Raw genomic sequence first — 26,328 nt, forward strand, 5'->3', positions numbered from 1 at the left:
CATCCTCAATGCCATGGTGAGCCATGACACCCTCTGGCAGGCTCCAGCTTGCTCATTGCCGCCAGCTGCCACCCTCATGGCAGCTACTACATAGCAGGGTGAGCTTGACAATCAAGATAATCGCTACAAATAATTAGGATAATTGCTTGGGTTCCTGCTCATTACGGATAAATGTGGCTGAGGATGACCTGATTCCATTCAAAGAATTGTAAGGGGAGGTAGTTTCGGAAACTCAATTCACTAAACTGTAGTTATTGCTACAGTTTTTCAAGGAAATTGGTATGGAGAACAAGTCTGCCAGTGAGCGGCGTCAGGTGATTGGTGAGCTGCGCCACCAGCTGCGGTTTGCATCGCCTCAGGAGCGCGATCGCATTCGTCAAGAGCTGAACTTTTGGGAAATGCGAGGTCGCTAACTCGTCGGTAGCAGGGGCAGCAGCAGGGTGACGAAGAAGTACACCAGCGCGCCCGTAAACACATAGCTGTCGGTGCGGTCTAAAATGCCGCCGTGGCCGGGGATGAGGGCTCCAGAGTCTTTGACCCCGGCGTCTCGTTTCATGAGTGATTCGGTCAGGTCACCCAGCAGGCTGGAGATACCGACCATCAGGCCCAGAGCGGCTCCGGTGGCTGGCCAAAGCGGCCATTGCAGCCAGTAGCTACCCACCAGGGCTACCACCATACTGCCCAACATGCCAAAGGCAGCTCCTTCAACGGTTTTCTTAGGGCTGATATTGGAGAGCGGGGTGCGGCCAACCATTTTTCCGGCAGTGTAGGCCCCAATGTCGGCGGCCCAAATGCAGGCGAAGGCCAGCAGCGTCACTACCAGTCCGTAGGGCAACGTCTCTAGGGCCGGGGGCCAGGTCTCAGGCCAGAAGCCGCCCAGGGGTAAGGAGGTTGAGGTGTCGCCCAGGTCGCGCAGTCGCACCCAGAAGCTGGGCAGGTAGCCGCCATAGAACAAGCCCAAGATTGAGGCCGCTACATCGGCAATAGTGGCCACCTGGGGCTGAAACAACAGGTAGAAACAAATAAAAGTGCCGCTCAGAGGCAGCAGGGCATCGGCCAGCGTGGGGGAGACGTGGGCCATAATCAGCAAAAGCTGGCTCACCACCAGTGTCGTCTTGGCCGCGGGCAAAATGCCCTTAGCTTTTACCAGGGCAAAGATTTCGAGCTGGCCCAAAAAGATCAGAACGCCAAAACCCAGGGTAAAGTACCACCCCCCGAGCCCAATCATGGCTAAAGCCACCACGATCGCAACGAGTCCACTAATAATTCGAGGCCAGGGCATAGGCGAGGGAAAAAAGGATTGACTGGGGGTTGAGTTGGGGCGTTACCCCCGAGCTGTGGTCAATAGCAAAGCCTGCTATCTACTATCACTGTGCCACATTACCTCGCGAGCACCGCAGAAACCTAAGCCGAATGACTTGTGCTGTAAAGCCTGGGCGGGTGAACTGGCTTAGATCTGCTCCGTACAGGGCCGCCTGCTAACTCTTTAGGGTGGCCAACTCAGGGTAGCCTGCCTCAACCAGGGCGCGATCGCGGATTCGGCAAGAGTCGCACCGCCCACAGGGAACGTCACCGCCCTGGTAGCACGACCAGGTAGCGGCGATCGGCACCCCCAGCGCCACCGCACGACGCACAATATCCACCTTAGAGTCCATCACCAGAGGTGCAACCAGCTTGGGCGCGTGGCCCTCTAGCCCCGCCTTTGATGAGAGCTGAGCCAGCTGCTGAAAGGCCGCCAGATACTCAGGCCGACAGTCGGGATAGCCAGAATAATCGACCGCATTGATGCCCAGGTACACCGCTGCGGCCCCCTTAGCTTCGGCCAGGGCGAGGGCGAGGGCAATGAACACCGTGTTGCGCCCCGGCACGTAGGTGGAAGGAATGCCCGCTCTAATGCCATCTTGAGGGCCGTCCTGGGGCAGCGGCTGGGCCAGGTCGGTGAGGGAAGACGCACCCCACTGGGCCAGGTTGACATCGATGAAGTGGTGGTCTGCGATCGCAAAATGCTCCGCCACCGCCTTTGCAGCCTCCAATTCTCGCTGGTGCCGCTGGCCGTAATTAAATGAGAGCGCCACCAGGTCGTAGCCGTCTGCGATCGCCTGGGCGGCAGCGGTAGCCGAGTCGAGGCCACCAGAAAGTAACACAATCGCGGTTGGGTGGGGCATGGGGGGATTTTGGATTTTGGGTTTTGGGTTTTGGGTTTCGGGCTGTTACCTTACACCTGGCACCTTACACCGAGCACCTGGCACCCGTCACCCTGACTCTAAATCCCCAAAATTGCCCTGGCTATGTTGAGATAAATCAGCACCCCCAGCACATCGACCGCCGTGGTAATGAAGGGGGCCGACATCAGCGCCGGGTCAAACTTGAGCGCCTTAAACAAAAAGGGCAGGGCTGACCCAGCAAAGGAGGCCAACACCGAAATGGCAACCAGGCTCAGCCCCACCGCCAGCGCCACTCCCCAGTCACCCTGGAGAAAGTAGGCCCACACCGTGACGGCGATGCCCAGCAGCACTCCCAGCATGGCCCCAGCCAGGGTTTCGCGCCAGACAATGCGGCCCATCTGCGACGACCTGACCTCGTCGGTATTCAAGCCGCGAATTACCACCGTTGAGGACTGTGCCCCCACGTTGCCCCCCGCATCGATTAGCAGCGGAATAAACGCCGCCAAAATTACCACTTGCTCTAGCAGTTCCTCTTGCCCCTTAATCACCGCACTGGTGCCAGTGTTGGTGATCAGCAAAATAAACAGCCACACCACCCGCTTGCGGGCGACCGCAAACAGATTGGTCTGAAAGTAGCTGTCGCCGACGCTCTGTACACCCCCAGCGGTATAAATGTCTTCGGTGACCTCTTCCTCCAGCACATCCATCAGGTCGTCAATGGTGACAATGCCCACCAGGCGCTGCTCGCGGTCTACCACCGGCAAAGCCAAAAAGTCGTAACGCTGAATCAGGCGAGCGGCTTCCTCCTGGTCGGTGTCGGTGTGAACGTAAACCATCTCTCGCTGCATCAAATCTTGCAGGGTGCGCTCGGGTTGGGCCACCACCAGGTCGCGCAGCGAGAGCGCACCAATTAAGTGGCGAGCGTTGTCGAGCACGTACAGGGTGTAAATGGTCTCTGAGGTTTCGGCCAGGTGACGAATGCGATCGAGGGCCTGCTCTACGGTGAGGGTTTCGCGCAGGGCGACAAACTCGGAGGTCATAATTCGCCCGGCGCTGTTGGGGGGATAGCCTAGCAGTCGGGCGGTGGCCTCGCGCTCGGCTGGGCTGAGCTGCAGGGTAAGCCGCCGCACCACCTTAGCGGGCAGCTCGTCAAACAGGCGGGCGCGATCGTCGGGCGACATGCGATCGATAATCTCCAGCACCTCAGGATTCTTAAAGTCTTCGAGCAGCGACTGCTGCACCCGCCCCGGTAAATACTCGTAGACCTCGATCGCCTCATCCTTTGGCAGCAGGCGAAAGGCTACCGCCTGCAAAGTTTCCGGCAGCTCGTCAATAGCGTCGGCCACATCCGCTGACTGCATGGGAGTCAGCAAGGCTTGGGCTGCATCAAAGCGCCCGGCGTCTAGCAAAATCTGCAATTGTTCTTGGGCGGCCTCAGTCATTACGGCTTCCCCCTCTACTTCACGGCATGGCCACTGCAAGCCCGTTGCCCGGTTGTAGAATAGCTCAATTTTGGCCATCCCTGAGGGGCGTTAGGGGCCGTATCGGGGTCGGTAATGATTAATTGTGGTGTAGAACAAAGCCTGGGCCACGCCTCTATCTCCTAACGTGAGGACAGAAAGACACTGCCCCACCCTGCCTACCGACGGAGGATATAGCTGTGACCCAACGGCGTTCGGCACCTAAGCCCCAAGACCAAACGACTCTGACCTGGCACCAGGCTGAGGGCCACAAGATCACCCAGCATCTGGAGGTTGACCCCGAAACTGGGTTGTCTGCCCAGGAGGCGAAGGCGCGGCTAGGGCGCTATGGGGCCAACGAGCTGAAGGGTAAGGCTGGGAAGCATCCTGTTGTTCTATTTTTGCTGCAGTTCAATCAGCCACTGCTCTACATTTTGTTAATTGCGGGGGTAATCAAGGCGCTGCTGGGCTCCTGGGTAAATGCCGGGGTGATCTGGGGCGTAACGGTAATCAACGCCATCATTGGCTTTGTGCAAGAGTCTAAGGCTGAGAATGCGATCGCGGCTTTAGCCTCCTCCGTCACCACCGACGCCATGGTGCGTCGCGATGGGCAGCAGGTGCAGGTGTCGTCGCGCGACCTGGTGCCCGGCGACATTGTGCTGCTCACCTCGGGCGACAAGGTGCCCGCCGACCTGCGCCTGCTGCGGGGCCGCACCCTGCAAATTAACGAGTCGAGCCTGACGGGGGAGTCAGTAGCCGTTGAAAAGCAGCCCTCCCTGGAAACGCTGCCCGCCGAGACGCCCCTGGCCGAGCGCCACAACATGGCCTATGCGGGCAGCTTTGTCACCTTCGGCCAGGGCGAAGGCATTGTGGTCGAGACCGGCCTCAATACCGAGACCGGGCGAATCTCCAAGCTAATGGACGAGAGCACCACCCTGGTGACGCCCCTAACCCGCAAGTTTGACCGCTTTAGCAAGACCCTGCTCAAGGCCATTTTGGCGGTGGCTGCCTTGACCTTTGCGGTAGGTATGGCCTGGGGCAACTCCCCGATTGAAATGTTTGAGGCCGCCGTGGCCCTGGCGGTGAGTGCCATTCCTGAGGGATTGCCCGCCGTGGTCACCATTACTCTAGCGATTGGGGTATCGCGCATGGCCCGCCGCAGCGCCATTGTGCGCAAGCTGCCCGCCGTCGAAACCCTGGGCAGCGCCACGGTAATCTGCTCTGATAAAACCGGCACCCTGACCGAAAACCAGATGACGGTGCAGAGCATCTATGCCGGAGGGCACCACTACGACCTGACCGGCGAGGGCTATAACCCCCACGGCGAACTGCGCGATGGCGAAGACAACCCGGTGCCCCTCGACGCTATGCCCGCCCCCCTGTGCCAGTGCCTGCTCGTGGGTATGCTCTGCAATGACTCGGAGCTGGAGCACCAGGGCAGTGCCTGGAGCGTGGTGGGCGACCCCACCGAGGGGGCACTGCTGGTGGCGGCCCGCAAGGCTGGCCTCGACCGCTCGGAGCTTAACCACAGCTACCCGCGCATCGACAGCATTCCGTTTGAGTCGGAGTTTCAATACATGGCCACCCTGCACCAGCAGGATACCGCCGGGCAGTGGTTGCTGGCCAAGGGCTCGGTAGAGACGCTGGTGCCCCGCTGCAATGGCCTGCTCGACAGTGACAGCCAAGCCCAACCCATTGATGATGCAGACCGCGATCGCATTCTGCTCCAGGCCGAGCGCATGGCCTCGCGGGGGCTGCGAGTGCTGTGCTTTGCCGCCAAAACCTTCAACGGCCACCACATCGACCACGACGACCTCAAGCAAGGCATGGTATTCCTCGGCCTCCAGGGTATGATCGACCCGCCCCGCGCTGAGGCTATTCAGGCGGTCGAAGCCTGTAAAACAGCGGGCATTGAGGTAAAGATGATCACGGGTGACCATAAGGTGACGGCGGCGGCGATCGCCGAGCGCATGAATCTCAGCTCTACCGAGGAGGTAATCGCCTACACGGGCAAAGATCTGGCCAAATTTGAATCGTCTGACCTCACCAACGCCGTGCAGAATGGGGCGGTGTTTGCCCGCGTTGCCCCCGAGCAAAAGCTGCGCCTGGTGGAAGCCCTGCAGGCGAAGGGCCACATTGTGGCGATGACCGGCGACGGCGTCAACGATGCCCCCGCCCTCAAGCAGGCCGATATTGGTATCGCCATGGGTAACGCCGGCACCGAGGTGGCCAAAGAAGCCGCCGACATGATTCTCACCAACGACAACTTTGCCTCGATTGAGGCGGCGGTGGAAGAGGGACGCAACGTGTTCAGGAATTTGATGAAGGCGATCGCGTTCATTCTGCCCGTCAACGGCGGCGAGTCGATGACCATTCTGCTCAGCGTGCTCATCGGGCGCGGCGACGTGCTGCCGATTCTGTCGCTCCAGGTGCTGTGGCTCAACATGGTCAATTCCATCGCCATGACCGTGCCCCTGGCCTTTGAGCCCAAGTCGCACAACCTAATGAACCGTCCGCCTCGCAACCCCAGCGAGCCCCTGCTGTCGCGGGATCTGCTCAAGCGCATCGCCCTGATCTCGGTATTCAACTGGATTTTGATCTTCGGCGTCTTTGAATGGATTCGCCGCACCACAGGCGACATTCCCCTGGCCCGCACGATGGCGATTCAGGCCCTGGTGGCGGGGCGAATTATATACCTGCTCAGCATCAGCCAGTTTTGGGCCTCGGTGACGGCTAAAATGCGCGGCCTGAAGGTGCCCCTAGGCGACGTGTCGGCGATCGGTTACGGAATTGCGGCGGCTGTAGTGCTGCAAGTCATCTTCAGCCAGGTGGGCGTGATGAACTTCCTATTTGCCACCGCGCCCCTGAGCCTGAGTCAGTGGCTAATCTGCATCGGCGTGTCGCTACCGATGTTTTTTGTTGCCCTGCTCGCCAACCGCCTCAACCCGCAAAACTAAGAGCAGGCTGCCTCGCCCTCGGCCATGCCCCAGGGCTAAGGCGATCGCCCAACACCTCTGCTCGGTAGAACCAGCTCTGCGTCTGCCCCTCCTTCATGCCACCCGGCCCAGCCGCTGCAGGGTCCAAAAGGCTGGGGCCTGCTCGGCAAAGGGGCCGGTTTTGACAATGTCAAAGCCGTGGCGCCGGTAAAAACGCACGGCGTCTGCGGTCGAGGTTTCGACATAGCAGGGCTGCCCGCCGGTATCACTGCCCTCCAGCCCCGGCTGCATGAGCTGGTGGCCGACCCCCTGCCGCTGGTAGCGAGGGCCAACGGCCAACAGCATCAGATACCAGTGGGGCATGGGCATGGCCTGTTGGTGGTAGTGGTCGAGGGCGAGGGCGGCCTGCCAACGGCTCAGGTAGTGCCAGGGCAGGCAAAAGGGCAGCTCGTACAGCCCGGCTCGCAGCATGTCTACCAGACCCACCGACTGCCCCGGCGGCAGCCAAATGGCGATGCCTTTGAGGGTTTGACTATCGGTATCGGCAAGGCAGTAGCCGTGGTCGCCGCCGCAGAGCAGCAGCATGCGAAAAATGTAGGTCATTACCTGAGGGCGATCGCTCACATCGGTGGGCACCAGGTAGTTGAATAGCGGGTCGTCGGCAAAGGCGGCGCAGAGCAGCTCAGTGGCGGCATCAAACTGGGTCGGGTGCAGAACGGTTAGCGACGATAGCGTTTCCATCGGGTTCACCAGAGTAAGTCGTTGAGAAAGGCCGTCAATTTAGCGCCGTCGATTTTGACCAGGGTAGCCATCCAGCGAATGGCGGCGCGGTCTCGTTCTAAACCGCACAACACTACCCACTGCCACCCGGCTATAGCTAAAGTTGTCCAGGGATAGATCTGGCGACGCCCGTAGCGCAGCCAGATCCAGAGCGAACGCAATGTCATAGCTGTCCTCCCGGAAATTTCTCCAGGTAGGCGGTGAGCAAATCGGCCAAAAGCTCGGCCTGTTGCCGGTATGACACCAGCGCCGGATTGACCATGCGCTCAGAAATCAGTCCGTCAATCAGGCAGAGGACGTGGGTGGCAATCAGGGGATTGTCGAGGCGCAGGGCGACCATAATTTCGTCGCGCGATCGCATACTGACCCGCTGCACTGCCTCATTCACCCGCGACGGCCCCACCCCCGCCTGCTGGTAAAAATCCATCATCAGCAAGGTTTGTTTAATGAAATAGTCTTCGTTGGCTTCTAGAAAGTCGCCCAGGGCCAGAATGCGCTCCCGCAGACTGCTCAACCCTTTGATCTTGGCACTGGCCTGCAGCAAATCCTGAGTGGTCAGTTCTTCAATCAGCTGCATAAACAGATCCTCCTTGCTGGGGAAGTAGTAGTACAGCGTGCCGGTAGAAACGCCTAGCGCCTTGGCAATCTGCCGGGTAGTCAGGCTGGCGTAACCGTGCTCGGCAAACAGGTCAAAGCATTGCTCCAGCAGCGCTTTGCGGTACTGGTCGTGGTCGACAACCTTGGGCATTTATTTTTAACCGAGCGCTCGTTATTTTTAAGAGTAGCACAGTTTTTTTGCGCGTCAACGCTGCTTGGCAGATAGGCTGATTGGCGAGCTTAATTAGAGCTTGTGGGAGCGATCGCCCTGCCGATGCCCTTGAGAATTTGCAGGACGGCTTGTAGTTCTTCAGGTAGGGTATACAGCGAGAAAACCCGCGACAAACTATATTGCTTCGCAGGCTAATGGCTCAGCTTTACAAACAGAACATCATCGCCGTTGGTTAGTAGGCCAAAGGTAGGTTTGTCGAGCTGGGTATTGGCCATCATGTAGGCTAAAGCCTGAGGCAGGGCAGAACGGGTAGAAATTGTCGTTTTCCTTGCTTCCAGCACCAGCACCCAGAAGTTTTGCTGCCCACTTTGCTGCAAAATCAGCGCATCAATGCGCCCCCGCAGCACCTCTTCGCCATCGTCTACAACGACCTCAACTGCGGCTTCGGCCTTCAGCCTGAAGGGCGGGTCGTAAAACCCGGCTAGCTCTAGCAGCGGGGATGCCACCAGCAGCATGACAGAACCCTCTAGTAAATCTCCGTCGGCCCTGTGATACAGCAGCCGCTGCTGCATTACCTCCAGGCGATCGGTTTCTACGCCGCTAAGGCCGGGTAGGGGTGCTCGCCACTTTGGGAAGAAGGCTGCATCTTCGTTGCGGCTCAAACCCAGGCGGGTCTCTACCTCTGCCAGGGTCTTAAATGCTTCGGTAATGGCGATAACTTTAGCCATAGTCCCCCCAATGAACCCACTATAGGTTCAAAAACTTTTCCAGGGCGGTGACCATAGCGGGGGGCCAGCGACGCACGGTGCTGACCCAGGCGAGGTCGCGGTAGCGGCGATCGAGACCCATCACCGCAACCCAGTTGCTTTCGGCTTCGCCACTCTGGCCCTGGCCCCAGAGGGCGGCGGTGAGGGCAGCGCGGGCGTCGGCAAAATTGGGGTAGCGGCGGGTGAGGCTGCGAAACTGGCGAATCGCTTCGTCAGCGTTGCCGAGCTGATACTCGGCCAGGGCGGCATTGACGCGGGCAAAGGCAAATTTGGGGTCGAGATCAGCGGCTTTTTGGTAATCGGCCAGGGCGGTTTCCCAGTGGCCCAGGCCCGCCTGGGCGTTGCCTCGGTTGTTGTAGGCGGCGGCATCGTCGGGGTTGAGGGCGAGCACCTGGCTGTAGTCGGCGATCGCATCCTCCCACCGCCCCAAGCCTTCTAGGGCTGCCCCCCGGTTGAGGTAGGGGTCGGGCTGCTCGGGGGCTAGGGCGATCGCCCTGTTGTAATCTGCCAGCGCCTCCTCCAGCTTGTTTTGGCTAACGCGCACGTTGCCCCGGTTGCTCCACAGGGCGGCTTCGTCGGGCAGGTAGTCAATCAGCTGGCTCCAGTAGGTTTCGGCCTCGGTAAACTGACCCTTTTGGGAGGCAGTAAAGGCTTTTTGGCGCAGCTCAGAGATGTCTTGCACCACCTGGAGCGATAGGTCTGGTGCAGCAGATTGTGCCCATGCCGGTAGGCTCCAACCCGTGACACACAGCAGGCAGAGTAGAGCTATCACTAGAGGCCGAAATAAGTTCATCACGATGTTCGAGGAAAGAATGCGGCGGGGGAAATATGGAAAAACTTAGCCAGCTTTTCAATGTGCTCAACGGTGAAATTGCGCTGGCCATTGAGAATAGCCGAAACAATAGACTCGGTTTTAAAGATGGGAACCAGGTCTTTTTGTTTGAGCCTGAACTCATCCATTAGGGCGCGAAGTAGGTCGATGCCGCTTAAGTCTGGAATGGAAACATGCTGATCTTCGTAGTCATGGACAAGCATGCCTAAAAGATTGAGATAGTCTTGTTTTTCTGAGGTTAGTTCTTCAGCATCTATCAAGCTATCAATGACATTTTGCACAGCTAAAAGCTGCTCCTCGGTTTTGATCGGTCGAGGCGGAAACTTTTGCAGAAGCTGAAGATAGCCTTCTGGCTCAGTGGCAAACATGGCAAAGTCCTCTGCTGTTTTCGATCGCTAATTACCCAATACGTTTTTCTTTAACCCGGTCATATCTGAAGCTTGCCTATCAAATCACTCATACCAATTGTCTTTTTTCCAATTGTTTTTGTCATACTCAGCGTGGGTCAGCACGTTGCGGATAAACACTTTTTGATAGGTATAGTCAATTAACGTGATTAGGCGATACTTGTTGCCGCCTATATTAAAGACGGTCAGCTTACCAACTGGGTCGGCGGTCGGAAACACTCGACGCACATCAGCTAAATTTTGCCATCTGGCTATCAATGTCAGCTTATACCAAAGTAGTAAGCTGGTTTTTGAGTCAGGGTGTTTTTCCCAAAACGCTGCCAGACGAGCGCGAGTAATGATGTGCATAAGCCTGGGTAAGTCACTCTAAATCTTAGCAAATTGCGAAGTTTGCCGCTGGCCCAGTAGCCTAAATGTGTCATGTTCAGACAAACCCCAGATCATTGCTGTGTCCGGCGTGGGCCAGGGCGAGTTGATGGTACTTTTGGGCGTGCTCCAGCAGTTCTAGTACCTGCTGGTCGGAAACATCGCGCACAACTTTGCCCGGTACACCCGTGACCAGCGATCGCGGCGGCACATCTTTAGTTACCACCGCCCCAGCCCCGACAATGCTGCCTGTGCCCACCCGCACCCCGTTGAGCACGATTGCCCCAATGCCAATCAGGCAGCCCCGCTCGACGTGAGCGCTGTGGATGACGGCCCGGTGGCCGACGGTGACGTAGTCTTCGAGTATCGTGGGCTGGCCGGGGTCGCCGTGGAGAATAGCCCCATCCTGCACGTTGCTGTAGGCTCCTACTTCAATTGATTCCACATCGCCGCGCAGCACGGCCCCGTACCAGATGCTGCAGCCCTCACGGAGCGTAATTTGGCCCATGACGGTGGCGGTAGGGGCGACGAAAGCGGCCTGGGACAGGTTGGGTCGGGGCCAGAGCGAGGTAGACGCAGCATCCATACAAGTCAATTCTCCGATAAAGTTCCGAAAAAAATTAGCGGATTCCACCAATGGGATGCCCCAGCTGCGGGGAGAGCCGAGTTCCCAAAGGTATAATACGGCTACGGATATAGCGCAAACTGCCCGTTCCACTGCCCGCCTCTTGAGGACACGTCTGGTTTCAGCCCAATGGTCAACTCCGCCTTGCAGTATCCCATCTATGGCCCAGAAATCCAGTGCCCTCACTGTCGTCAGACCATTCCGGCTCTGACACTGACCGACACATACCTGTGCACGCGCCACGGAGCCTTTGAGGCCAACCCTGACTCGAAAGAGCTGGTGCATTTGCAGTCGGGGCGGCACTGGCGACAGTGGGATGGCGAATGGTATCGCCAGCACACTCACCCCGACGGCATTCGCTTTGAAATTCACGAGGCGCTCGATCGCCTCTACACTCAGGGCTACCGAGCTACGCGGGTAATCATCGCCGAGCGCTACCAGGAGTTGGTCAACGCCTACCTGGAACGCAACTCGCCCTGGCGTGGGCAGGTAGAAACCTCGACCGCCCCCAAGCTCTACGGCCTGCCGGTAGAGTTTAGCCCCTCTGCCGAGGTCGATCCCCGCTGGGCGGTGATTAACTTTAGCCTTGAAAAAGAGCCGGGTGTGCCGGTGCGCTATCCTTATTTTCGTCTCTTTGAATAGCCAAGCCGCCCGCCCGATGCTCCACCACGCATCAATTCGCACCCAGGATATTCACCGCGCGATCGCATTTTACGAAGCCCTGGGGTTTACCGTCCACGAGCGCTTTACCGCTGGCATTACCCTGGCCTGCTGGATGGAGGGGCTGGGGGGTCGCATTGAGTTGATTCAGATACCTGAGCCGCGCCCCGCCGCCGATGCCTTTGGCGATGAGCACTACACCGGCTACTATCACCTATCCTTTGATCTGACCGAGGCAACCCCCAGCCTGCCCGCCTGGCTGACGGACCTGCGCCAGCGGTTTGTCGAGGATTCTAGCGCGGGCGGCCTGAAGGTTTTGCTGGAGCCGCAGCAGCAGATTATTGGCGATCGCGTCTACGAGGTCGCCTTTTTAGCCGACGCCGACGGGCTGCCTTTGGAGTTTATTCGAGTGCTGGGCCATGTCCAATCCTGAGGTCCCTATCCCTGAAAAAATGGCCCCCTTTACCGACAACTGGGCCTACTTGAAGACCGAGCTGGCCTGGCTCGATCGCCTGCTGATGGTGGCCGTATCGCGGCAAAAGCGCGAGCTGCAGGAGCTAGACGACTTTGCCCTCTCCGACCAGGACCGGGTCACCCGCCACTGGTGGAAGGGCATTATTCACCTCACCGGGCAGCCCAACTACGACCATGCCCGTCCGCCCAAGGCCCCACGCACGGGCGGCAACTATGCCCAGCAGCTAGAGGCCCGCATTGTCGCCAGCCAGCGCCAGGGGGTGGTGCTGGCCCTGCCGCAGCTGCGCGATCGCCTGCAGCTCACCCTGTTTGAAAAAAACGTGCTGCTGCTGGCCCTGGCCCCCGAGGTCAACCAGCGGTTTGGGCGGCTCTACAGCTACCTTCACTACCAGCACGACGAGTCCGACTGGGATTTGCCCACCGTCGATCTGTGCCTGCGGCTGCTCTGCCGCAACGACCAGGAATGGCGGCGATCGCGCCCCCTGATTGCCCCCAACAGTCGCCTGGCTAGCCTGGGCCTGGTGGAGTGGCTGAATGCCGACGACACCACCCTGCTCAGTCGCCACCTGCGACTCACCGAAGACCTCGCCACCTACCTGCTCTCCGAAGACCCCGACCCCACCAGCATCGATACCTGGGCCTTGGCCCCCGTGGCCGAGGCGGGAGAATCCTCTGAAATTCCAGCGGCGAGCTGGAATAGCCTGGTGCTGCCCGACCCCCAGCTGGCTCAGCTCAAAACCGTAGCCGCCGCCGTTCGCGCCACCGACGGCACTATGGTGCTGCTGGCAGGCCCCAGCGGCACCGGCAAAACCCTGGCCGCCCAGGTACTGGCCGCCGAGCTAGAGCTGCTGTTGGTAATCATCGACTTAGCCACCATCGCCCCCGACGACGACGGCACTATTCCCGAACTCGACGACCTGGCCAACCTGCCCCCCTGCGTGCTGCTGCTTAAAAACGCGCCCCAGTGGTTTGGCCGCACCCCCACCGCCGAAGCCGCCCTGGTGCAGTCGTGGGTGATTCAGCGCCGCCGCCAGCCGGGGTTGACTCTGCTGGCCAGCCCCTACCTGCAAAGCATCAAACCCTCCTGGCGGCAGGCCATGACCGGGGTAGTGGAGTTCCCTCTGCCCGATGCCGCCGCCCGCGAGCTGCTGTGGAAGCGGGCCATTCCCCAGGGCACCAAAAAAGACCGCAATCTGCGCTGGCCCCACGTGGCCCTGCAGCTCGCCCTGAGCGGCGGCGAGATCGTTACCCTGGCCCAAACCGCCGTCGCCCTGGCCCAGCAGCACGAGCCGCCAACGCTAACGCTGGATTGTTTGCACCAGGCCCTGGCCCTGCACCACCCCGACCTGAAGCTGCTCAAACCATCGCGCCCCAAGCGATCGCAACCCAAGAAAAGTTGATTTAGCACAGGGGCTTCTCATGCTTGCGGTACATGCGGGGTGCAAAAATCTCTGTTTAGGATGAGGAGTATTTGCTTTGGAGAAGCAGGTGGTTCTCGATCAACTTCCGGTATCCCGCGTGAACGCTCGCAAAACTGATGCGTTCGATATCTACAACAGTCGGTTTTGTGAGGGCAGCAATCCTTACTTAAATACGGCCGCCTTCGTATTTGACTTTGCCCTTACCGGAAACAGCGATCCACTGCCGATCGAGGCCTATGTTGATGTGGTGAGCGATCGCTATCCTCACCTCAAAGAGCGCACCTACGACTCCTACGCCCATCTCTTTGCCCAGGTAGCCGCCGAGGTCAATCAGCTCGACATTGGGCTGCATCTACACCAGTGGAGCGTTACCCATCGCGGCGACCGCTGCCGCATTGCTGTTGAGGCCCTGCACGGGCGCTCGACGCGATCGGTTGTCTTTGCCGTGTGGGACTGGTTTGAGGCGATTACCCAAGACCAACACTTTTATATTGAAGACCAGGTTGAAATTTTTCAAAGACTGTTTCGGCAGTCGGTGTATGGTGGCCCCACCGTTTACGCGCTACTGCGAACCGCCCACGAAAAGAGTATCCCCACGTTTTATCTGTGGGATGAGGGGTTGATGCAGTACGGCTACGGCAAAAAGCTGGTGCGCGGCGTAGCGACCACCTTTGATACCGACAGTCACCTAGACTCAGACTTTACAACCCGCAAAGACGACTGCAAAGCCTTTCTCAGCACCCTGGGTTTTCCGGTGCCAAAGGGCGAAATTGTTGCCACCCGTAGTGAAGCCCTGGCCGCTGCCGACCGAGTTGGCTACCCCATTGCCGTAAAGCCGGTGTCGGGGCACAAGGGCGAAGGGGTAACGGCAGACGTGGGCGACGATGAAGAACTTGAAGCCGCCTTCGATCGCGCGATCGAGTCCATTCCTGCCGATGAGCCGGTGCGGGTGATTGTGGAGAAGAGCATCACTGGCTCCGATTTTCGGATTTTGTGCGTCAATGGTCGATTTGTGGCGGCTATGGAGCGCAAACCCGCTTCGGTTACCGGCGACGGGCAATCGACAGTCAGCGAGCTAATTCACGACGCCAACCGGGCCGCCGCTCGCAGCGACACCCCAACCTCGCCCCTGGGCAAGATCAAAACCGATGACGCCATGGAACTTTACCTCGCTGCGCAGGGATTTACCCTGGACAGCGTTTTAGAGGCAAACCGCACCGTCTACCTGCGCAAGGTGGCCAACCTGTCCGCTGGTGGGGTCAGCATCGATGCGACTCCCACCATTCACCCTGACAATGTGATTTTGGCGCAGGATATTGCTCAACATTTTCGGTTGACTTGCCTGGGCATTGATGTGATTGCCCGTGATCTATCGAGGTCTTGGAAAAACAGTAGTTTTGGCATTCTTGAAATCAACTCGGCCCCCGGCATTTCGATGCACCTCAACCCGTCGGTGGGCGATCGCGTCGATGTCACCTCCCCAATTTTAGAAACGTTCTTTCCCGTCGAAACCAGCGCTCGGATTCCGATCATGACGTTTAATCGGGTTTCAATGAGCAATTTGCAGGAGCTGATCGACCACGTGTTGCTGCAGCACCCCAATTGGGTAATTGGTGCAGTGTGTCGAGAGGGCATGTTGATCAACCGTTCTGAAAAGGTCTTGAGCCCAAACTACAACGTCAATGTGCGTAACCTGCTGCGCAACCCCAAACTCGATATGCTGATTGCAGAATATCGGGGCGATATTTTTGATCAAGACGGCATGTTCTACTCCGGTAGCGACATGGTGGTTTTGGACAACCCCACCGAAACGGAAACCCTTCTCACCCGCGATGTTTTTCCCGACTCAACCGTGGTGGTACGAGAGGGCGATAATATCTCTATTCGCCGTCAGGGGCTAATTGAGCAGTACCGTTTGGGCGGCTCAGAACCCTTTAGCCGCGTCTATCTCAAAGAGATCGGCACCATTCTGTCCTAGCCGCTTTGTAGTGAAAATATGGATAGGTAAAACGCCAGGGAACCTAAGCTGGGCAAATTATTTTCCAACAATGACCAATTTTAAGAGCTGTTTTTAGCGACAAAAGACCATTGCTAGCTCCCCTGGCAACCCATCCAACCGCCGCCGACTGGACGGGTTAGCTGATACTTTTAGCAGCCCCTTGGTGGTACTCGACTACCTGCATTGATGCGGTTGAGACCGTTGAGGTTAAGCAGGGCGCTGCCATAGCGCACTACCGTAGGGCTGGCCTGACGCCCCCTACGCAGTTGCAAGTAGCCGCTGGGGCCAAAATTTTGAAATGTTTCTCCAGCGCTAATCACGCTGGCACCCTGTAGAGTTTGCACCGCCATACCTGCGACCGTGTTGCCGCTGACCTGCCCCTGCACACAAATCGCTTCTCCATCTACGTAGCCAAAAATCCCCGTGATGGTATTGCCCTGCTTTGTGAAAGTAAAGGTAACGCCGCCATTCGCCATTAGCGCATCGTCGGAGACAACGCCACCGCTGGGGGTACCGCTCCAATAGCGGTAGTTGCCGTCGGGCAAATTTTGCACTCGGCTTGAGGCTGGCTGTGGGGTGGCAGTGGGCGCTGGGAGAGCCTGGGCTTGCGTAATAAGCATCACGGTTTCTGTGTCAGCACAGTCGGGGTTACCCTGGCACGACGCGGCCTGAATGTTGCCCGATTCGTAGGTAAGCTGCACCCGCTGGCCAACAAGATTTTGCTCACAGATCTCAAAGTTGGCAAACTCTGTGAACTGTCCTCCCTGGTCATTTACCACTTCGACATAGCAGGCGCGATCGCCCACAGTTAAGCTTCGAATAATTCCTGTGGTGGGCTGTTGGGCTACGCTAGGCTGTACCAGCAGCAAGGGCAAGCCCAAGACGCTCAATGTGATTGAGGGGAAGAATCTGTTTTTTTGATTGAACATTGTTTGGTTAATGCAGTTAGTGCTGCAATTAAAACGTTTGACTGAAATCAGCTACATTATCAGGCAAGGCGAGTTGTTCTAAAAGCAGTTGTAACTTTTCTGCAACACGGTGGTCAAAATTTGGTGATTGCCCAACTGAGCTAATTTTAATCGTATAAATAACGAGTGTTATTTGATAGTGTCTCCCCCTTACTCTGGTTAACAATGGGTAGAGCTATAGCCTTGCTCAAAGCAGCGGGGTAAGCACCTTGAGGCTTCACTGACCTCAACACAGGTTGATAACACCTGCGTTATTCAGATCAGGCTGCCCTAGCCAAAACTTATCTACAAAGGGCGATCGCCACCAAGACCCTACCAATTAAGCAAAGCACCTCATTGCACCTAACGAAAAAAAAGCGGAGGTTTTGTAAAAACCTCCGCTCTCAAAATTGAGTCAATAGCCGTGTTTAACGACCAGCGTTTTTGGCGTCGCGCCTAGCTGCGCCGATTTGCTTGGGAACGATTGTCTACAACAATGACCTCGGGTTGGCCGTCGTTGTCGATGTCGCGGGTGCCCGTGACAGCAGTTTTCCCGGCTCCAGGGGCCGTGTTGCGGCTGCCCATAGCTGCATTGCCTGAAGTAGCAGTTGAGGTAGCGGCAGAGCGGTTAGCGGCCTCAGGAGCATCGTAGGTGCCCATGTCTTCAATGCGGCGATCGCGCAGAATAGATTCAACATTGTGAACCTCGTCGACAGTGCCATCTACCATCAGCAGATAGTCACCAGCCTTGATGCGCTTCTCGTAGCCTTTGGCGCGTTCTTCAGGAATACCGGCCCCGACTAGAGCGCCCACCAGACCACCAGCCGCAGCACCAATACCAGCGCCAGCCAGGGTAGCCGCAATTTCAGAGATGCCGACCCCTGCAGCAAGCACAGGGCCTACACCAGGAATCGCCAGCACGCCCGCGCCGACTAGAAAGCCACCAATGCCGCCGAGTACGGTTCCGGTGGTGGCACCAATGCCAGCCCCTTCTGCAGCTTCATTGCCCTGGTGATCGGTTAGTTCTTCAGCACCTTCAACATTTTCTACGTGCTTAGCCAGTAGAGAAATTCTCTCTTTGTTAATACCGGCATCGCTGAGGGCGCGCAGCGCGCTTTCGAGATCTTCGCGACGCTTAAAAACACCTACGACTCGCTTGTACTGAGTTTGGTTGATGTTGTTTTGTGTGTTTACCATGATTTCCTCTTGTGCATCATTTGATTCGAACTTTGGGCGAGTTAAATCGGAGGTTTAACTCGCTCCCTTCATACTCCTCAGGCAGGCCTGAGAAAAACTTCTGCAATTGGTCCTGGGCTGAATCAGCCTATTAGACACTGGGGTGAGGAGGTACAGCCGATGGGTAGACTTCCTCAACGAAAATTACAGGTCGATTTTCATACCTCGACAAAAACTCTTGAATTTGATCGTCATCCCAGCCAAAGCCTGCCTCTTGTAGTGAAGCTGCATCGGCAGGTCGGGCCTGCCCGGTTACGACCACGTTTTCACCCTCTTCAAGATCAGCGATATCAACAGCTTGATCGACTCCAACCACTAGCACGCCAGTGTCGCTGGTCCAGCCTTCCTCAAACAGAGCAAATCCGTTATCGGCTCCGTCTAACGGTCTGAGGTCGCCTTCAATGGCGATAGTTTCGTCAAAGTATTCATCGGGCGCATTCCACAGGTCTTGGGGTCTGGGTGCTAGGGCAACGTTTTGGGCAACAATAACGGGCTGCTGATCATACTCCTCGTAAAGAGCGGGGTCTAAACCTTCTACCCCGTACTGATCGGCCGATGCCGCATCAAAAATTTCTAGCTGTCCAGTGACCTGAACAGGAATATTTTCTTCAGGGGGAGTGAACGCAGCACCGGCAGGGTTGAGAACCAGAATAGAATCGCCGTTGTTTGATTCCACAACAAAGCTGTTGTCATCGATTACTTCAGTGATTCCACTTCTAACGGTCACCAGTTCACCAACAATAGCTTCGCCTGGTTCTACTTCGGTGACCTGGTCAGAGGTTACATTTTCCTGCTCAGCTTGATTACCTGGAGCGGTTGTATTGCAGGCCGAAACCAGCGAAAGCGTTAGCCCCAGGGCGATCGCACCTACCCAGCCCTTTCGACCTCGGGCTAATTTTTGATTATTGTGAAGACTTTTCATAGCTTCAGCTCCTCCTTAATTTTGTATCTATTCATTTCTGCTCATTTCTGCGCAATGGCTATAAAGGCAGTAACGATGGGGCAAATCTCTGCCTCTTGTTTCTGACTGCTAAAGTGCCTGTAAGTACTGCCTTTGCAGACAGTGATCTAAACACGATCCAAACACTTCCTGCTGCATCTTGAGTATGAAGACAGGGATAGCCCTTAACATCTTGCTAGCGTGGTACTTTGCCGTAAAGCTTAGAAAAAGTTTAAGAAAGTAAGTGCGGTAGCTACTCTCGATGATCAAAACTTTTTCAGCTTGATGCTCAACTCTTTTGCAAGCGGATCTGCAGTAGGATTGAGAAAGATTGCTTAGCAGCGCCAAGCTTAATCACAATACTGCGCGGCAGCAATAAAATACGCCAGCCAGCGTTATTTACATAGTAAAACTAATCTAGAGTTTGCATCTCTATCAAAAGTTAAAGTTTTAGCCCTAAACAATAGAATGATTGGCAATTTTATATAGTTTTGTATGTTTGGCGTGTGTGACGCTTATAGAGTGATCTAAATATTGCCCATAGATGTCTTGTTGGCAGCTTGATAAAAAGCTTCTTAGCCAGATTTTTCTTGGGAAAAAGATATTTTCAAGTCTTTGGCTGCTGCTTTAGATCGTTTTTTTAAGGTTTTGCAGGGTACGTTGTGCACAGCTGCGTTGTGTATAGCCCTGCCAAAGTTAACGCTGGCTCATAGGTGTCGCTTCGGCCGTCTTGTAAATGAGTAGGACATTTATTCTGTAGGGCAAACCAAAAGATCAATCAACATAAAGCTCTAGGTGAAGTTCTAAACCTTTCCTTTGTCAGCTCCATCCTAAACAGCGGAACAACATACTCCTAGCAATTCGAAGTATCTACCAGAAGGAAGATTTTTGATATTTTCTCAGGAGTTTGGAGCAGCAATGACTCACCCAACCCGCCGGGACCGCCCGTTTTAAGCCCGGCAGAGGAGATAAAGCTCTGTCTTAGGAATGGTTTGATCCACGACTTGAATGCAGTAAGACTAGAGGGCTAACTCTTACGGAGATTGATTTTTATGAAGTCAAGCCATTTTACAAAAGGGCTTTCGACTGTGGGCCGCTGGATGGCCACATCCCTGTTCCTTTTGTCTGCGATCGCATTCGTTTGGCAGGGCACGTTTTTTGCCAACACCTCGGCACTGGCAGCCCCAACTGGAACCTTGATTGCAGCGGCGGATGCGGGCGACCAGGTTAAAGGTGCCGCCGATGACGTTGCTAAAGGCTCCAAGAATATTATTCGCAGTGCTGAGGACAGCGTTAAGAGTGCCGCTAACCAAAATGCGTCTAAAGTCGATCAGGCTGACGACGAAGGAAGTTTTGTTGAGCGCAAAGCTAAAAGAGACCGGAATCGGATTGAGCAAAGAGCATCGGAAGATGCCGATCGGACTGAGAGGGCCGCAGAAAAATCTATGAATGCTGTTGAGCGTGCGGTCGACAACATCAAGGATGCCTTCAGCGATTAATTCCGCATCCTATTGGGTTACACCCGGTCTTTAGGGGCATTGCACTGTAATGCCCCTAAAAAATTTCTATTCTGATCCAGGGTTTCTCAAGGCGAATTCCGTGTAAGCCGCGACAATTCTTCGGCAGAGGCGGTGGTGATTACAGTTTTATCTGCCACCTGCGAAAGGCTTTCTGGAGGGTAGATCAAGGGGATTGACAACGTGCTGCCTGCTGGGCTCAACGTCGTGTGAGACAAATCTACCCCCCCTAGGCTGGCGTTAACCGCCCACTCTCTCTAAAATCCTCGGCGGCGCAGTCGGCGATCGAGCCAGACCAGTATGGCTAGGGCTGGAGCCACCGTTGCCACCAGCCCTAGCCAGAAACCGTGGGCGACGGCAGCCCCCTGGTCGATCGCCCAGCCTCCTAGCGGTGGGCCAATTAGGTAGCCCACCGCCCAGCACATTGAATTAACTGAAAGATAGACCCCCCGCAGCGCCTCCGGAGCGATCGCCGCCACCAGGGCCGAGCCAATGGGCGTGTAGGCCACCATGGCCAGGGCCATAACCCCCAGGGCCAGCCCGCCCCAGGCCAGCGGAAAGCTGCCCGTGCCCGATCGCCACACCAGCCCAAACCCCAAACCCCACAGCAGCGCCGATACCATCAGCCCCTGGGCGCGGCTGTAGCGGTTGAGCCAGCGAGCTACAGGTAATTGCGCGATCGCCGCCAGCACCACGTGCCCGGTAAACAGCAGGCTCAGGGTGCCCTCGCTCACCGCTTCGCCACCCCCGCCAAAGCGACTGAGGTAGAGGGGCAGCGTACTTTGAATTTGAGCCAGGTAGCCCGTAAACATCACGTTCACCAGGGCGTACACCATCAGGTTGGTGTCTCGCAGAGCATGGCCCCAGCCCTGCAGCAGCGATCGATCCGGGTTGTCAGCCGGGCGAGTTTCGGCAATGGCGCTATAGATAATGCCAAAAAACAGCAAAAACGTGATGCCGTCGATGGCAAACAACGCCCGGTAGGCTCCGGTCAGCGAAATCAGCGCCCCCCCGGCCACTACCCCCACCCCCAGACCAATGTTGTCGGCCAGCCGCACCAGAGCGTAGGCTTCGTTGCGCTGCTGGGGGGTAGTAATATCGGCTGCCACCGACTCGGCGGCGGGCCAGTACAGGCCCACCCCAAACCCCATCAGCAGGTTACCCAGCACAAAGATGGGAAACGTGTTGGCCAGAATCAAAGCCCCATCGGCCACCGCCGATACCAGGGCCGAGGCCAGCAGCGTCGGTCGCCGCCCCGCCGTGGGTGAGTCGACCAGCGACCCGCCCAAAAATCGGCCCGCCATGCCCGCCACTGAGCCCAAGCCAATGCCTAGCCCCACCTGAGTGGCCGACAGCCCCACCTGGGCAGTAAAAAAAATCGGCGCGTAGAACAGCGTAAAGCCAATGCCCACCTGCGAGAGCAGTCGCCCCGCCGCCAAAATCCACACCCGGTGGTCTAGGGCGGGCAGCAACTTGCTGAGCCATTGCGTTAAAGACGACATCATGGCAGCGGTAGCTGTCGCGGTCGCCGCCAGGCATCGAGCAGAGCCACGGTGCCGCCGACCATACCCCACACTAGCCACAGTCCCAGGTCGTAGCCCTTGCGGTGGGCCACCTGAGCCGCCACCAGGCCGATCACGCAATGCAAAAATAGAGGAATATAGGCAAGGGGCAACGTGTCGGCCATACTGACAAAGCGATAGACAAAAAATTCACGAAAAGGCGGTAGAGCGGGCGATCGCCCCTTCAACCGGCGCTAACCTGGCCAAAACGCCTGCGCCTTACCCACCTTACACCCAGGGCCAGCCGTCTGTTGTTGAGACTATCGCTCTAGTCTGTCAATTAGAATCTGTCGAGAGAAATACCGCCGTGGCCGCTGGACTTTTTGTGGGGTTAGTCACCCTCGACTGCATCTACCGGGTGAGCCATGTCCCCAGCAGCGACGAAAAGATCGTCGCCGAAGACAACCTGCTGGTGGCCGGGGGGCCAGCCACCAACGCCGCGATCGCCTTTGCCGCTTTGGGCAACCGCGCCACCCTGGTCGGTGCCCTGGGGCAGCACCCCCTAGCCGAGCTGATTCGCGCCGAGCTGGCTACCTATGCCATTGAGGTAGTCGATCTAACCCCCCAGCTCACCGCGCCGCCACCGTTGTCTACCATTCTGGTTACCGCCGCTACGGGCGATCGCGCCGTTGTCTCGCGCAATGCCGTGGGTCGCCAGGCCACCCCACCCGTCGACCTCGAACCCCTCCTCAAAGCTATAGATATCGTGCTGATTGACGGTCACCAGATGGCTGCAAGTACCGCGATCGCCCGTCAGGCCCAAGCTCAAAACATCCCCATCGTCATCGATGCCGGCAGCTGGAAGCCTGGTTTTGAGGATCTGCTGCCCCTTGCTACCAGCGTCATTGCCGCCGCCAAATTTCGCCTGCCCCACCAAGCCGATACCCCGGCAGCCCTCAGCGATCTGGGTATTCCCGAAGTCGCCGTCACCCACGGCCCCCGCCCCATTCACTACCGCCACCGCAGCACAGCAGGCACCTTGCCCGTACCCCAGGTCGCCGTTCAAGACACCCTCGGGGCCGGAGASRTMKWMCNANCSGWKCYTTYYGSNACKRYYRSSKGCARKYYSSCTWNGWCKMWACCSKSTCWMYSKCMRYSYRGKTMRMCGCCCAGAGCTGCCGCCACTTCGGCCCCCGTACCTGGATCAAGGAGATCGAGAAACCGGGTTTCTAAAGGAGGTCGTTGCTGAACCGAGGTGAGCACGGAGAGGAACCCCGATTCAAAACAGAGATCCCGTAGGGGCATTGCACTGCAATGCCCCCCACCCGACGGTACGAAGGCAGAATCCCGTATGAGATGAGAGCAGGGAAAACCCCGTTTCTGGCCACCCAGCGATCGCGCCGCCCCCCCAACCGCTATAGTGCTCTCTGAGATCACCCCTACCTCCCTCATCCACGCCCCCCTTTCTCCCTACGGGAGACGCTCCCCCTTCGACTCCGCTCAGGGAACGCTACCCATTTACGCTACCCCTTTCTCCCTATGGGAGACGCTAGCGCGAACGACTTCGCTCAGGGAACGCCACTCATCCACCCGCCCACCCGCCCACCCGCCCACCCATCCACCTTCCAAACCATGCCCTACGAACAGGAAAAGCAAACCGCGATCGCCGCCGTTATTCAGGCCGCCCAACTCTGCGAACGGGTGCGCCAGGGGTTGGTGCCCCAGGCGATCGAAAAAAACGACAAAAGCCCCGTTACCATCGCTGACTACGGAGCCCAGGCGATTATCTGCAAGGCTTTATCCGCCGCCTTTCCGGGCGACCCGGTAGTGGGTGAAGAAGATACCACCGACCTGCGCCAGCCAGACGCCGCCCCGGTACTGGCCGCGGTTACCGAGCAGGTGCAGCAGCTAGTGCCCAGCGCCANYGATMNGNCRACMYYCKMNAKCTRSANCKWCYANCKKCRWCGGCAGCGTCGCCCCCCGCTACTGGACCCTCGACCCCATCGACGGCACCAAGGGCTTTTTGCGCGGCGACCAGTACGCGATCGCCCTAGCCCTGGTCGTCGGTGGCGATATTAAAGTGGGGGTGCTGGGCTGCCCCTTCCTCAGCTTTGGCGACGAGACTGGGCTGCTGTTTGTCGCCGTGCGCGGCGAGGGCACCACAATGATGCCCCTGGCCGGGGGCAATCCCCAGCCGCTGCGGGTGGCGGCAGCTGAGGATCGCGATCGTTTTCGCCTGGTTGAGAGCGTCGAGTCGGGCCACGGCGACCTTGGCCAGCAGGGGCAGGTGGCCAAGGCCGTCGGCATTACCACCCCCTCCCTACGCATGGATAGCCAGGCCAAGTACGCCGCCGTCGCCGCCGGGCAGGCCGTGCTTTACCTGCGCCTGCCCTCCCCCAWAACCCCCGACTACCGCGAAAAAATTTGGGACCACGCCGCCGGAGTACTGGTGGTTGAAGAAGCCGGCGGTAAGGTTACCGACATGCACGGCAAACCCCTAGACTTCGCCAGCGCCGCCCGATTCCCCAACAACCCCGGCATCGTCGCCAGCAACGGTACCATCCACGATGCAGTGCTAAAGGCCCTGGCGGAGTAGTGATATCAGCAGTCGATTTAGTAGGACACTCTAAAGGGGGCGAAATCCTCCGGTAGGAGCATTGCACTGCAATGCCCCTGCGCCGAACCTGTCCTAATTCAGTAGACATTTGCAATAGCCAAACCTAATCGAGGCTGTACAGCGGTCGAGACGAGTCCTGGCCGACGGCATCCTCGTGCAGCCACACCTGGCGGGGCGAGCCAATGCGGATGTGGTGGTGGTCAAAGGCCATCTTCAGCCGCCGCCGAAACTCCATCCCCACCAACCACTGCTTCAGCGGAATGGTCTTGATCCAGATCCGAATCAGAATGCCGCTGTGGGAAATGTCCTGCACGCCCAAGAACTCGTGGGTGTCTAAAATCTGCTGGCCCCACTCCGGGTCGGCGGCCAGGTTATCGGCCGTTTCGCGCACCACCGCCAGGGCGTGGTTGACGTCGGTGGTGTAGGCCACCTCCACATCAATGGTGGCCCGCGACCAGTGGCGGGTCATATTGCGAACGTGGCCAATCGAGCTGTTGGGCAGGGTAATTAGCTCGCCAGCCGGGTTGCGCAGCTGGGTCACCCGCAGGTTGAGGTTTTCGACAAAGCCGTCGATGTCGCCCACCCTAATCACGTCGCCAATGCGAAACTGATCCTCCAGCAGAATCAAAAAGCCGTTGACCAGATCTTTGACCAGGTTTTGGGCTGCAAACGACAGCACCAACGCCACCAGCGTTCCCAGGGCCAGCACCGACCCCGGCACCAGGCTCAGCCATTGCAGCACCCAGATCAGGCCGATGATATAGACCACGACGGTCTTGACGCCCTTGATCACCTGCGCGATGGTGTGGATGCGCTGCAGGTTGGTCGAGGTCATTGGCTGCCCCTTGGCAAACTTTTGAATGAAGCGATCGACCGCCAGGTTGATCAGGCGATCGCTCAGCCCCACCACAAACCAGGTAAGCAAAATCACCACCGGGGCCAGCACCATTTTTTGGGCAAACTGGCGGGTCTGAGGAAACAGGTTAAAGCTGTAGGCCATGCTGAGCGCCCACAGCAACGCCACGCCCCAAAACAACAGCCATCGCCCCAGTCGCACCGCCTGGAGCTGGTGTTCGAGCTTGAGGTGCTGGTATAGCCCATGGCGCAGCTGCGGATCTTGATGGCCGTGGGGCGGGTGAGCAGCCTCTGGGGCCTGGTGCAGCTGGGCCTCAATCAGCGCCGACTCGGCTGTTCGGCGCTGGTGCAGCCGATGCTCGTAACGCCCTAGCCAAACTCGAAGAACCAACAAAAGCAGGCTTAGCACCAGCACAGCCGCCATCACTTTGGCCACTACGATACCCTGCTGCCGCAGAGCCTCCGGCTGCCGCTGGGCCACCGCCTGGCGTAGTTCCTGGCTTAAAATGCCCTGCCACTGTTCGGCCAGCGCCTGCTTACTGGCGGCCGCATGGAACTCCGCATCGCTATCGGTTACCGTCAGCAGCACCCTGGGCTCGGCCATGCTGGCATCTTGAGCAAACAGAACTGGGTAGTTGTCGATATCTTTAACAACCACCTCCAGGGTTTCAGGGTTGAGCGGTGCAGCGCTCGACTGAGCATTCGGAAACAGGCGCTGCAGGTTGGCTTCAATCTGCCTTGCCCTCACTTCCACCGGCAGTTGGTTGCCCACCTCAGTCCGGTTAAACACGGTGGGTGACGCGATCCGAAACAGGGCTTGGCCATCGAGCTGCACCTCTGCCGACTCTAGCTTGCCGCTGCGCTCGACGTTGAGGGGTAATGGCTCGCTGCTGCCACTGGAGGAGGGGATGGGCAAAAACTGGGCCAGGGCGCTGGTTGAGGGGAGCACTGGGCTGGTTAAAACCACCAGAAGCAGGGTCAGACCCGCCACAACAATCTGGCGTACCAGTCGAGTTTGGATCCGAAGAGGAAGTTTGAGCATGAGATGGGAAT

Annotated in this window: 24 protein-coding genes and 2 pseudogenes; 9 read left to right on the plus strand and 17 right to left on the minus strand. The window is 57.8% G+C overall.

Annotation, left to right across the window (positions count from 1 at the left end):
• Positions 1 to 281: 281 nt before the first annotated feature.
• Positions 282 to 413: a hypothetical protein gene (locus tag IQ265_RS29270; RefSeq protein WP_255523480.1), complete on the plus strand. Its 132-nt coding sequence runs from the start codon at positions 282 to 284 to the stop codon at positions 411 to 413.
• Here IQ265_RS29270 and IQ265_RS04780 read toward each other — a convergent pair.
• The 3 genes from IQ265_RS04780 to mgtE form a co-directional block, all read right to left on the minus strand.
• Entirely contained in the window at positions 410 to 1,282 is an 873-nt protein-coding gene (locus IQ265_RS04780; RefSeq protein WP_194051159.1) for a phosphatidate cytidylyltransferase, read from the minus strand. The genes IQ265_RS29270 and IQ265_RS04780 overlap by 4 nt on opposite strands.
• Positions 1,283 to 1,478: 196 nt before the next feature.
• Positions 1,479 to 2,165 carry a 7-cyano-7-deazaguanine synthase QueC gene (gene queC, locus IQ265_RS04785; RefSeq protein ID WP_194051160.1) on the minus strand — a complete coding sequence of 229 codons (687 nt, stop codon included), beginning with the start codon at positions 2,163 to 2,165 and terminating at the stop codon, positions 1,479 to 1,481.
• Positions 2,166 to 2,263: 98 nt separating this feature from the next.
• Positions 2,264 to 3,607 carry a magnesium transporter gene (gene mgtE / locus IQ265_RS04790; protein WP_194051162.1) on the minus strand — a complete coding sequence of 448 codons (1,344 nt, stop codon included), beginning with the start codon at positions 3,605 to 3,607 and terminating at the stop codon, positions 2,264 to 2,266.
• Between the two features lie 263 nt (positions 3,608 to 3,870).
• Between mgtE and IQ265_RS04795 the strand changes: the two genes are divergently transcribed.
• Positions 3,871 to 6,582, plus strand: coding sequence for an HAD-IC family P-type ATPase (locus IQ265_RS04795; RefSeq protein WP_194051936.1), 2,712 nt, complete (start codon positions 3,871 to 3,873; stop codon positions 6,580 to 6,582).
• 93 nt (positions 6,583 to 6,675) lie between these two features.
• On the opposite strand, the gene IQ265_RS04800 is transcribed toward IQ265_RS04795, so the two are convergent.
• From IQ265_RS04800 to IQ265_RS04835, 8 genes are all read right to left on the minus strand, one after another.
• A complete protein-coding gene (locus IQ265_RS04800; protein ID WP_194051164.1) occupies positions 6,676 to 7,302 on the minus strand; it encodes a GNAT family N-acetyltransferase in 627 nt (208 codons plus the stop codon).
• Positions 7,303 to 7,307: 5 nt separating this feature from the next.
• Positions 7,308 to 7,508, minus strand: coding sequence for a hypothetical protein (locus IQ265_RS04805; RefSeq protein WP_194051166.1), 201 nt, complete (start codon positions 7,506 to 7,508; stop codon positions 7,308 to 7,310).
• Entirely contained in the window at positions 7,505 to 8,089 is a 585-nt protein-coding gene (locus IQ265_RS04810; protein ID WP_194051168.1) for a TetR/AcrR family transcriptional regulator, read from the minus strand. Before IQ265_RS04810 ends, IQ265_RS04805 begins: the two co-directional genes overlap by 4 nt.
• A gap of 212 nt (positions 8,090 to 8,301) precedes the next feature.
• A complete protein-coding gene (locus tag IQ265_RS04815; RefSeq protein ID WP_228037590.1) occupies positions 8,302 to 8,838 on the minus strand; it encodes a type I restriction endonuclease subunit R in 537 nt (178 codons plus the stop codon).
• A 19-nt stretch (positions 8,839 to 8,857) separates the two neighbouring features.
• Positions 8,858 to 9,670, minus strand: a complete 813-nt coding sequence (locus IQ265_RS04820; RefSeq protein WP_194051170.1) for a tetratricopeptide repeat protein — start codon at positions 9,668 to 9,670, stop codon at positions 8,858 to 8,860.
• Positions 9,670 to 10,077: a transcriptional regulator gene (locus IQ265_RS04825; RefSeq protein WP_194051172.1), complete on the minus strand. Its 408-nt coding sequence runs from the start codon at positions 10,075 to 10,077 to the stop codon at positions 9,670 to 9,672. The genes IQ265_RS04820 and IQ265_RS04825 overlap by 1 nt, the downstream gene beginning before the upstream one ends.
• A gap of 84 nt (positions 10,078 to 10,161) precedes the next feature.
• A complete protein-coding gene (locus IQ265_RS04830; RefSeq protein ID WP_194051174.1) occupies positions 10,162 to 10,464 on the minus strand; it encodes a type II toxin-antitoxin system HigB family toxin in 303 nt (100 codons plus the stop codon).
• A 76-nt stretch (positions 10,465 to 10,540) separates the two neighbouring features.
• Complete coding sequence (locus IQ265_RS04835; RefSeq protein WP_194051176.1) at positions 10,541 to 11,068, minus strand: gamma carbonic anhydrase family protein; 528 nt, start codon at positions 11,066 to 11,068, stop codon at positions 10,541 to 10,543.
• A 168-nt stretch (positions 11,069 to 11,236) separates the two neighbouring features.
• Here IQ265_RS04835 and IQ265_RS04840 point away from each other — a divergent pair, with 168 nt between their 5' ends.
• From IQ265_RS04840 to IQ265_RS04855, 4 genes are all read left to right on the plus strand, one after another.
• The gene (locus IQ265_RS04840) at positions 11,237 to 11,749 is read left to right on the plus strand and encodes a TIGR02652 family protein (RefSeq protein ID WP_194051178.1); all 513 of its coding nucleotides are present in this window, start codon (positions 11,237 to 11,239) and stop codon (positions 11,747 to 11,749) included.
• 16 nt (positions 11,750 to 11,765) lie between these two features.
• Positions 11,766 to 12,200 carry a VOC family protein gene (locus tag IQ265_RS04845; RefSeq protein WP_194051180.1) on the plus strand — a complete coding sequence of 145 codons (435 nt, stop codon included), beginning with the start codon at positions 11,766 to 11,768 and terminating at the stop codon, positions 12,198 to 12,200.
• On the plus strand, positions 12,187 to 13,641 hold the full coding sequence (locus IQ265_RS04850) for an AAA family ATPase (protein WP_194051182.1): 1,455 nt from the start codon (positions 12,187 to 12,189) through the stop codon (positions 13,639 to 13,641). Before IQ265_RS04845 ends, IQ265_RS04850 begins: the two co-directional genes overlap by 14 nt.
• Positions 13,642 to 13,759: 118 nt before the next feature.
• Entirely contained in the window at positions 13,760 to 15,640 is a 1,881-nt protein-coding gene (locus IQ265_RS04855) for an acetate--CoA ligase family protein (protein ID WP_347404915.1), read from the plus strand.
• Between the two features lie 170 nt (positions 15,641 to 15,810).
• Here the strand turns inward: IQ265_RS04855 and IQ265_RS04860 are convergent, their stop codons facing one another.
• The 3 genes from IQ265_RS04860 to IQ265_RS04870 form a co-directional block, all read right to left on the minus strand.
• Positions 15,811 to 16,551, minus strand: a complete 741-nt coding sequence (locus tag IQ265_RS04860) for a hypothetical protein (RefSeq protein ID WP_194051186.1) — start codon at positions 16,549 to 16,551, stop codon at positions 15,811 to 15,813.
• A 513-nt stretch (positions 16,552 to 17,064) separates the two neighbouring features.
• Positions 17,065 to 17,805, minus strand: a complete 741-nt coding sequence (locus IQ265_RS04865; RefSeq protein WP_194051187.1) for a general stress protein — start codon at positions 17,803 to 17,805, stop codon at positions 17,065 to 17,067.
• A gap of 130 nt (positions 17,806 to 17,935) precedes the next feature.
• On the minus strand, positions 17,936 to 18,766 hold the full coding sequence (locus IQ265_RS04870) for a hypothetical protein (protein ID WP_194051189.1): 831 nt from the start codon (positions 18,764 to 18,766) through the stop codon (positions 17,936 to 17,938).
• Between the two features lie 1,070 nt (positions 18,767 to 19,836).
• Between IQ265_RS04870 and IQ265_RS04875 the strand changes: the two genes are divergently transcribed.
• Positions 19,837 to 20,283: a hypothetical protein gene (locus IQ265_RS04875; RefSeq protein ID WP_194051191.1), complete on the plus strand. Its 447-nt coding sequence runs from the start codon at positions 19,837 to 19,839 to the stop codon at positions 20,281 to 20,283.
• 275 nt (positions 20,284 to 20,558) lie between these two features.
• Here IQ265_RS04875 and IQ265_RS04880 read toward each other — a convergent pair whose 3' ends face one another.
• Together IQ265_RS04880 and IQ265_RS04885 are read right to left on the minus strand one after the other, a co-directional pair.
• Positions 20,559 to 21,803, minus strand: coding sequence for an MFS transporter (locus IQ265_RS04880; RefSeq protein WP_194051938.1), 1,245 nt, complete (start codon positions 21,801 to 21,803; stop codon positions 20,559 to 20,561).
• Positions 21,803 to 22,051, minus strand: coding sequence for a hypothetical protein (locus tag IQ265_RS04885; protein WP_228037594.1), 249 nt, complete (start codon positions 22,049 to 22,051; stop codon positions 21,803 to 21,805). The genes IQ265_RS04880 and IQ265_RS04885 overlap by 1 nt, the downstream gene beginning before the upstream one ends.
• Positions 22,052 to 22,170: 119 nt before the next feature.
• Here IQ265_RS04885 and IQ265_RS04890 point away from each other — a divergent pair.
• Positions 22,171 to 23,052 (plus strand): annotated as a pseudogene (locus IQ265_RS04890) (PfkB family carbohydrate kinase).
• A 383-nt stretch (positions 23,053 to 23,435) separates the two neighbouring features.
• Positions 23,436 to 24,399 (plus strand): annotated as a pseudogene (locus tag IQ265_RS29820) (3'(2'),5'-bisphosphate nucleotidase).
• Positions 24,400 to 24,523: 124 nt separating this feature from the next.
• Here IQ265_RS29820 and IQ265_RS04900 read toward each other — a convergent pair.
• On the minus strand, positions 24,524 to 26,317 hold the full coding sequence (locus IQ265_RS04900) for a mechanosensitive ion channel family protein (RefSeq protein ID WP_194051193.1): 1,794 nt from the start codon (positions 26,315 to 26,317) through the stop codon (positions 24,524 to 24,526).
• Positions 26,318 to 26,328: the final 11 nt, after the last annotated feature.

This window comes from Nodosilinea sp. LEGE 06152 (assembly GCF_015207525.1).
In the GTDB taxonomy this organism is placed as follows: domain Bacteria; phylum Cyanobacteriota; class Cyanobacteriia; order Phormidesmidales; family Phormidesmidaceae; genus Nodosilinea.

Excerpts from the sequence above, each read along its gene's own strand:
- IQ265_RS29270 (WP_255523480.1), top strand. The coding sequence starts at position 282 with ATGGAGAACAAGTCTGCCAGTGAGCGGCGTCAGGTGATTGGTGAGCTG.
- IQ265_RS04780 (WP_194051159.1), bottom strand. The coding sequence starts at position 1,282 with ATGCCCTGGCCTCGAATTATTAGTGGACTCGTTGCGATCGTGGTGGCT.
- queC (WP_194051160.1), bottom strand. The coding sequence starts at position 2,165 with ATGCCCCACCCAACCGCGATTGTGTTACTTTCTGGTGGCCTCGACTCG.
- mgtE (WP_194051162.1), bottom strand. The coding sequence starts at position 3,607 with ATGACTGAGGCCGCCCAAGAACAATTGCAGATTTTGCTAGACGCCGGG.
- IQ265_RS04800 (WP_194051164.1), bottom strand. The coding sequence starts at position 7,302 with ATGGAAACGCTATCGTCGCTAACCGTTCTGCACCCGACCCAGTTTGAT.
- IQ265_RS04805 (WP_194051166.1), bottom strand. The coding sequence starts at position 7,508 with ATGACATTGCGTTCGCTCTGGATCTGGCTGCGCTACGGGCGTCGCCAG.
- IQ265_RS04810 (WP_194051168.1), bottom strand. The coding sequence starts at position 8,089 with ATGCCCAAGGTTGTCGACCACGACCAGTACCGCAAAGCGCTGCTGGAG.
- IQ265_RS04815 (WP_228037590.1), bottom strand. The coding sequence starts at position 8,838 with ATGGCTAAAGTTATCGCCATTACCGAAGCATTTAAGACCCTGGCAGAG.
- IQ265_RS04820 (WP_194051170.1), bottom strand. The coding sequence starts at position 9,670 with ATGAACTTATTTCGGCCTCTAGTGATAGCTCTACTCTGCCTGCTGTGT.
- IQ265_RS04825 (WP_194051172.1), bottom strand. The coding sequence starts at position 10,077 with ATGTTTGCCACTGAGCCAGAAGGCTATCTTCAGCTTCTGCAAAAGTTT.
- IQ265_RS04830 (WP_194051174.1), bottom strand. The coding sequence starts at position 10,464 with ATGCACATCATTACTCGCGCTCGTCTGGCAGCGTTTTGGGAAAAACAC.
- IQ265_RS04835 (WP_194051176.1), bottom strand. The coding sequence starts at position 11,068 with ATGGATGCTGCGTCTACCTCGCTCTGGCCCCGACCCAACCTGTCCCAG.
- IQ265_RS04840 (WP_194051178.1), top strand. The coding sequence starts at position 11,237 with ATGGTCAACTCCGCCTTGCAGTATCCCATCTATGGCCCAGAAATCCAG.
- IQ265_RS04845 (WP_194051180.1), top strand. The coding sequence starts at position 11,766 with ATGCTCCACCACGCATCAATTCGCACCCAGGATATTCACCGCGCGATC.
- IQ265_RS04850 (WP_194051182.1), top strand. The coding sequence starts at position 12,187 with ATGTCCAATCCTGAGGTCCCTATCCCTGAAAAAATGGCCCCCTTTACC.
- IQ265_RS04865 (WP_194051187.1), bottom strand. The coding sequence starts at position 17,805 with ATGGTAAACACACAAAACAACATCAACCAAACTCAGTACAAGCGAGTC.
- IQ265_RS04870 (WP_194051189.1), bottom strand. The coding sequence starts at position 18,766 with ATGAAAAGTCTTCACAATAATCAAAAATTAGCCCGAGGTCGAAAGGGC.
- IQ265_RS04875 (WP_194051191.1), top strand. The coding sequence starts at position 19,837 with ATGAAGTCAAGCCATTTTACAAAAGGGCTTTCGACTGTGGGCCGCTGG.
- IQ265_RS04880 (WP_194051938.1), bottom strand. The coding sequence starts at position 21,803 with ATGTCGTCTTTAACGCAATGGCTCAGCAAGTTGCTGCCCGCCCTAGAC.
- IQ265_RS04900 (WP_194051193.1), bottom strand. The coding sequence starts at position 26,317 with ATGCTCAAACTTCCTCTTCGGATCCAAACTCGACTGGTACGCCAGATT.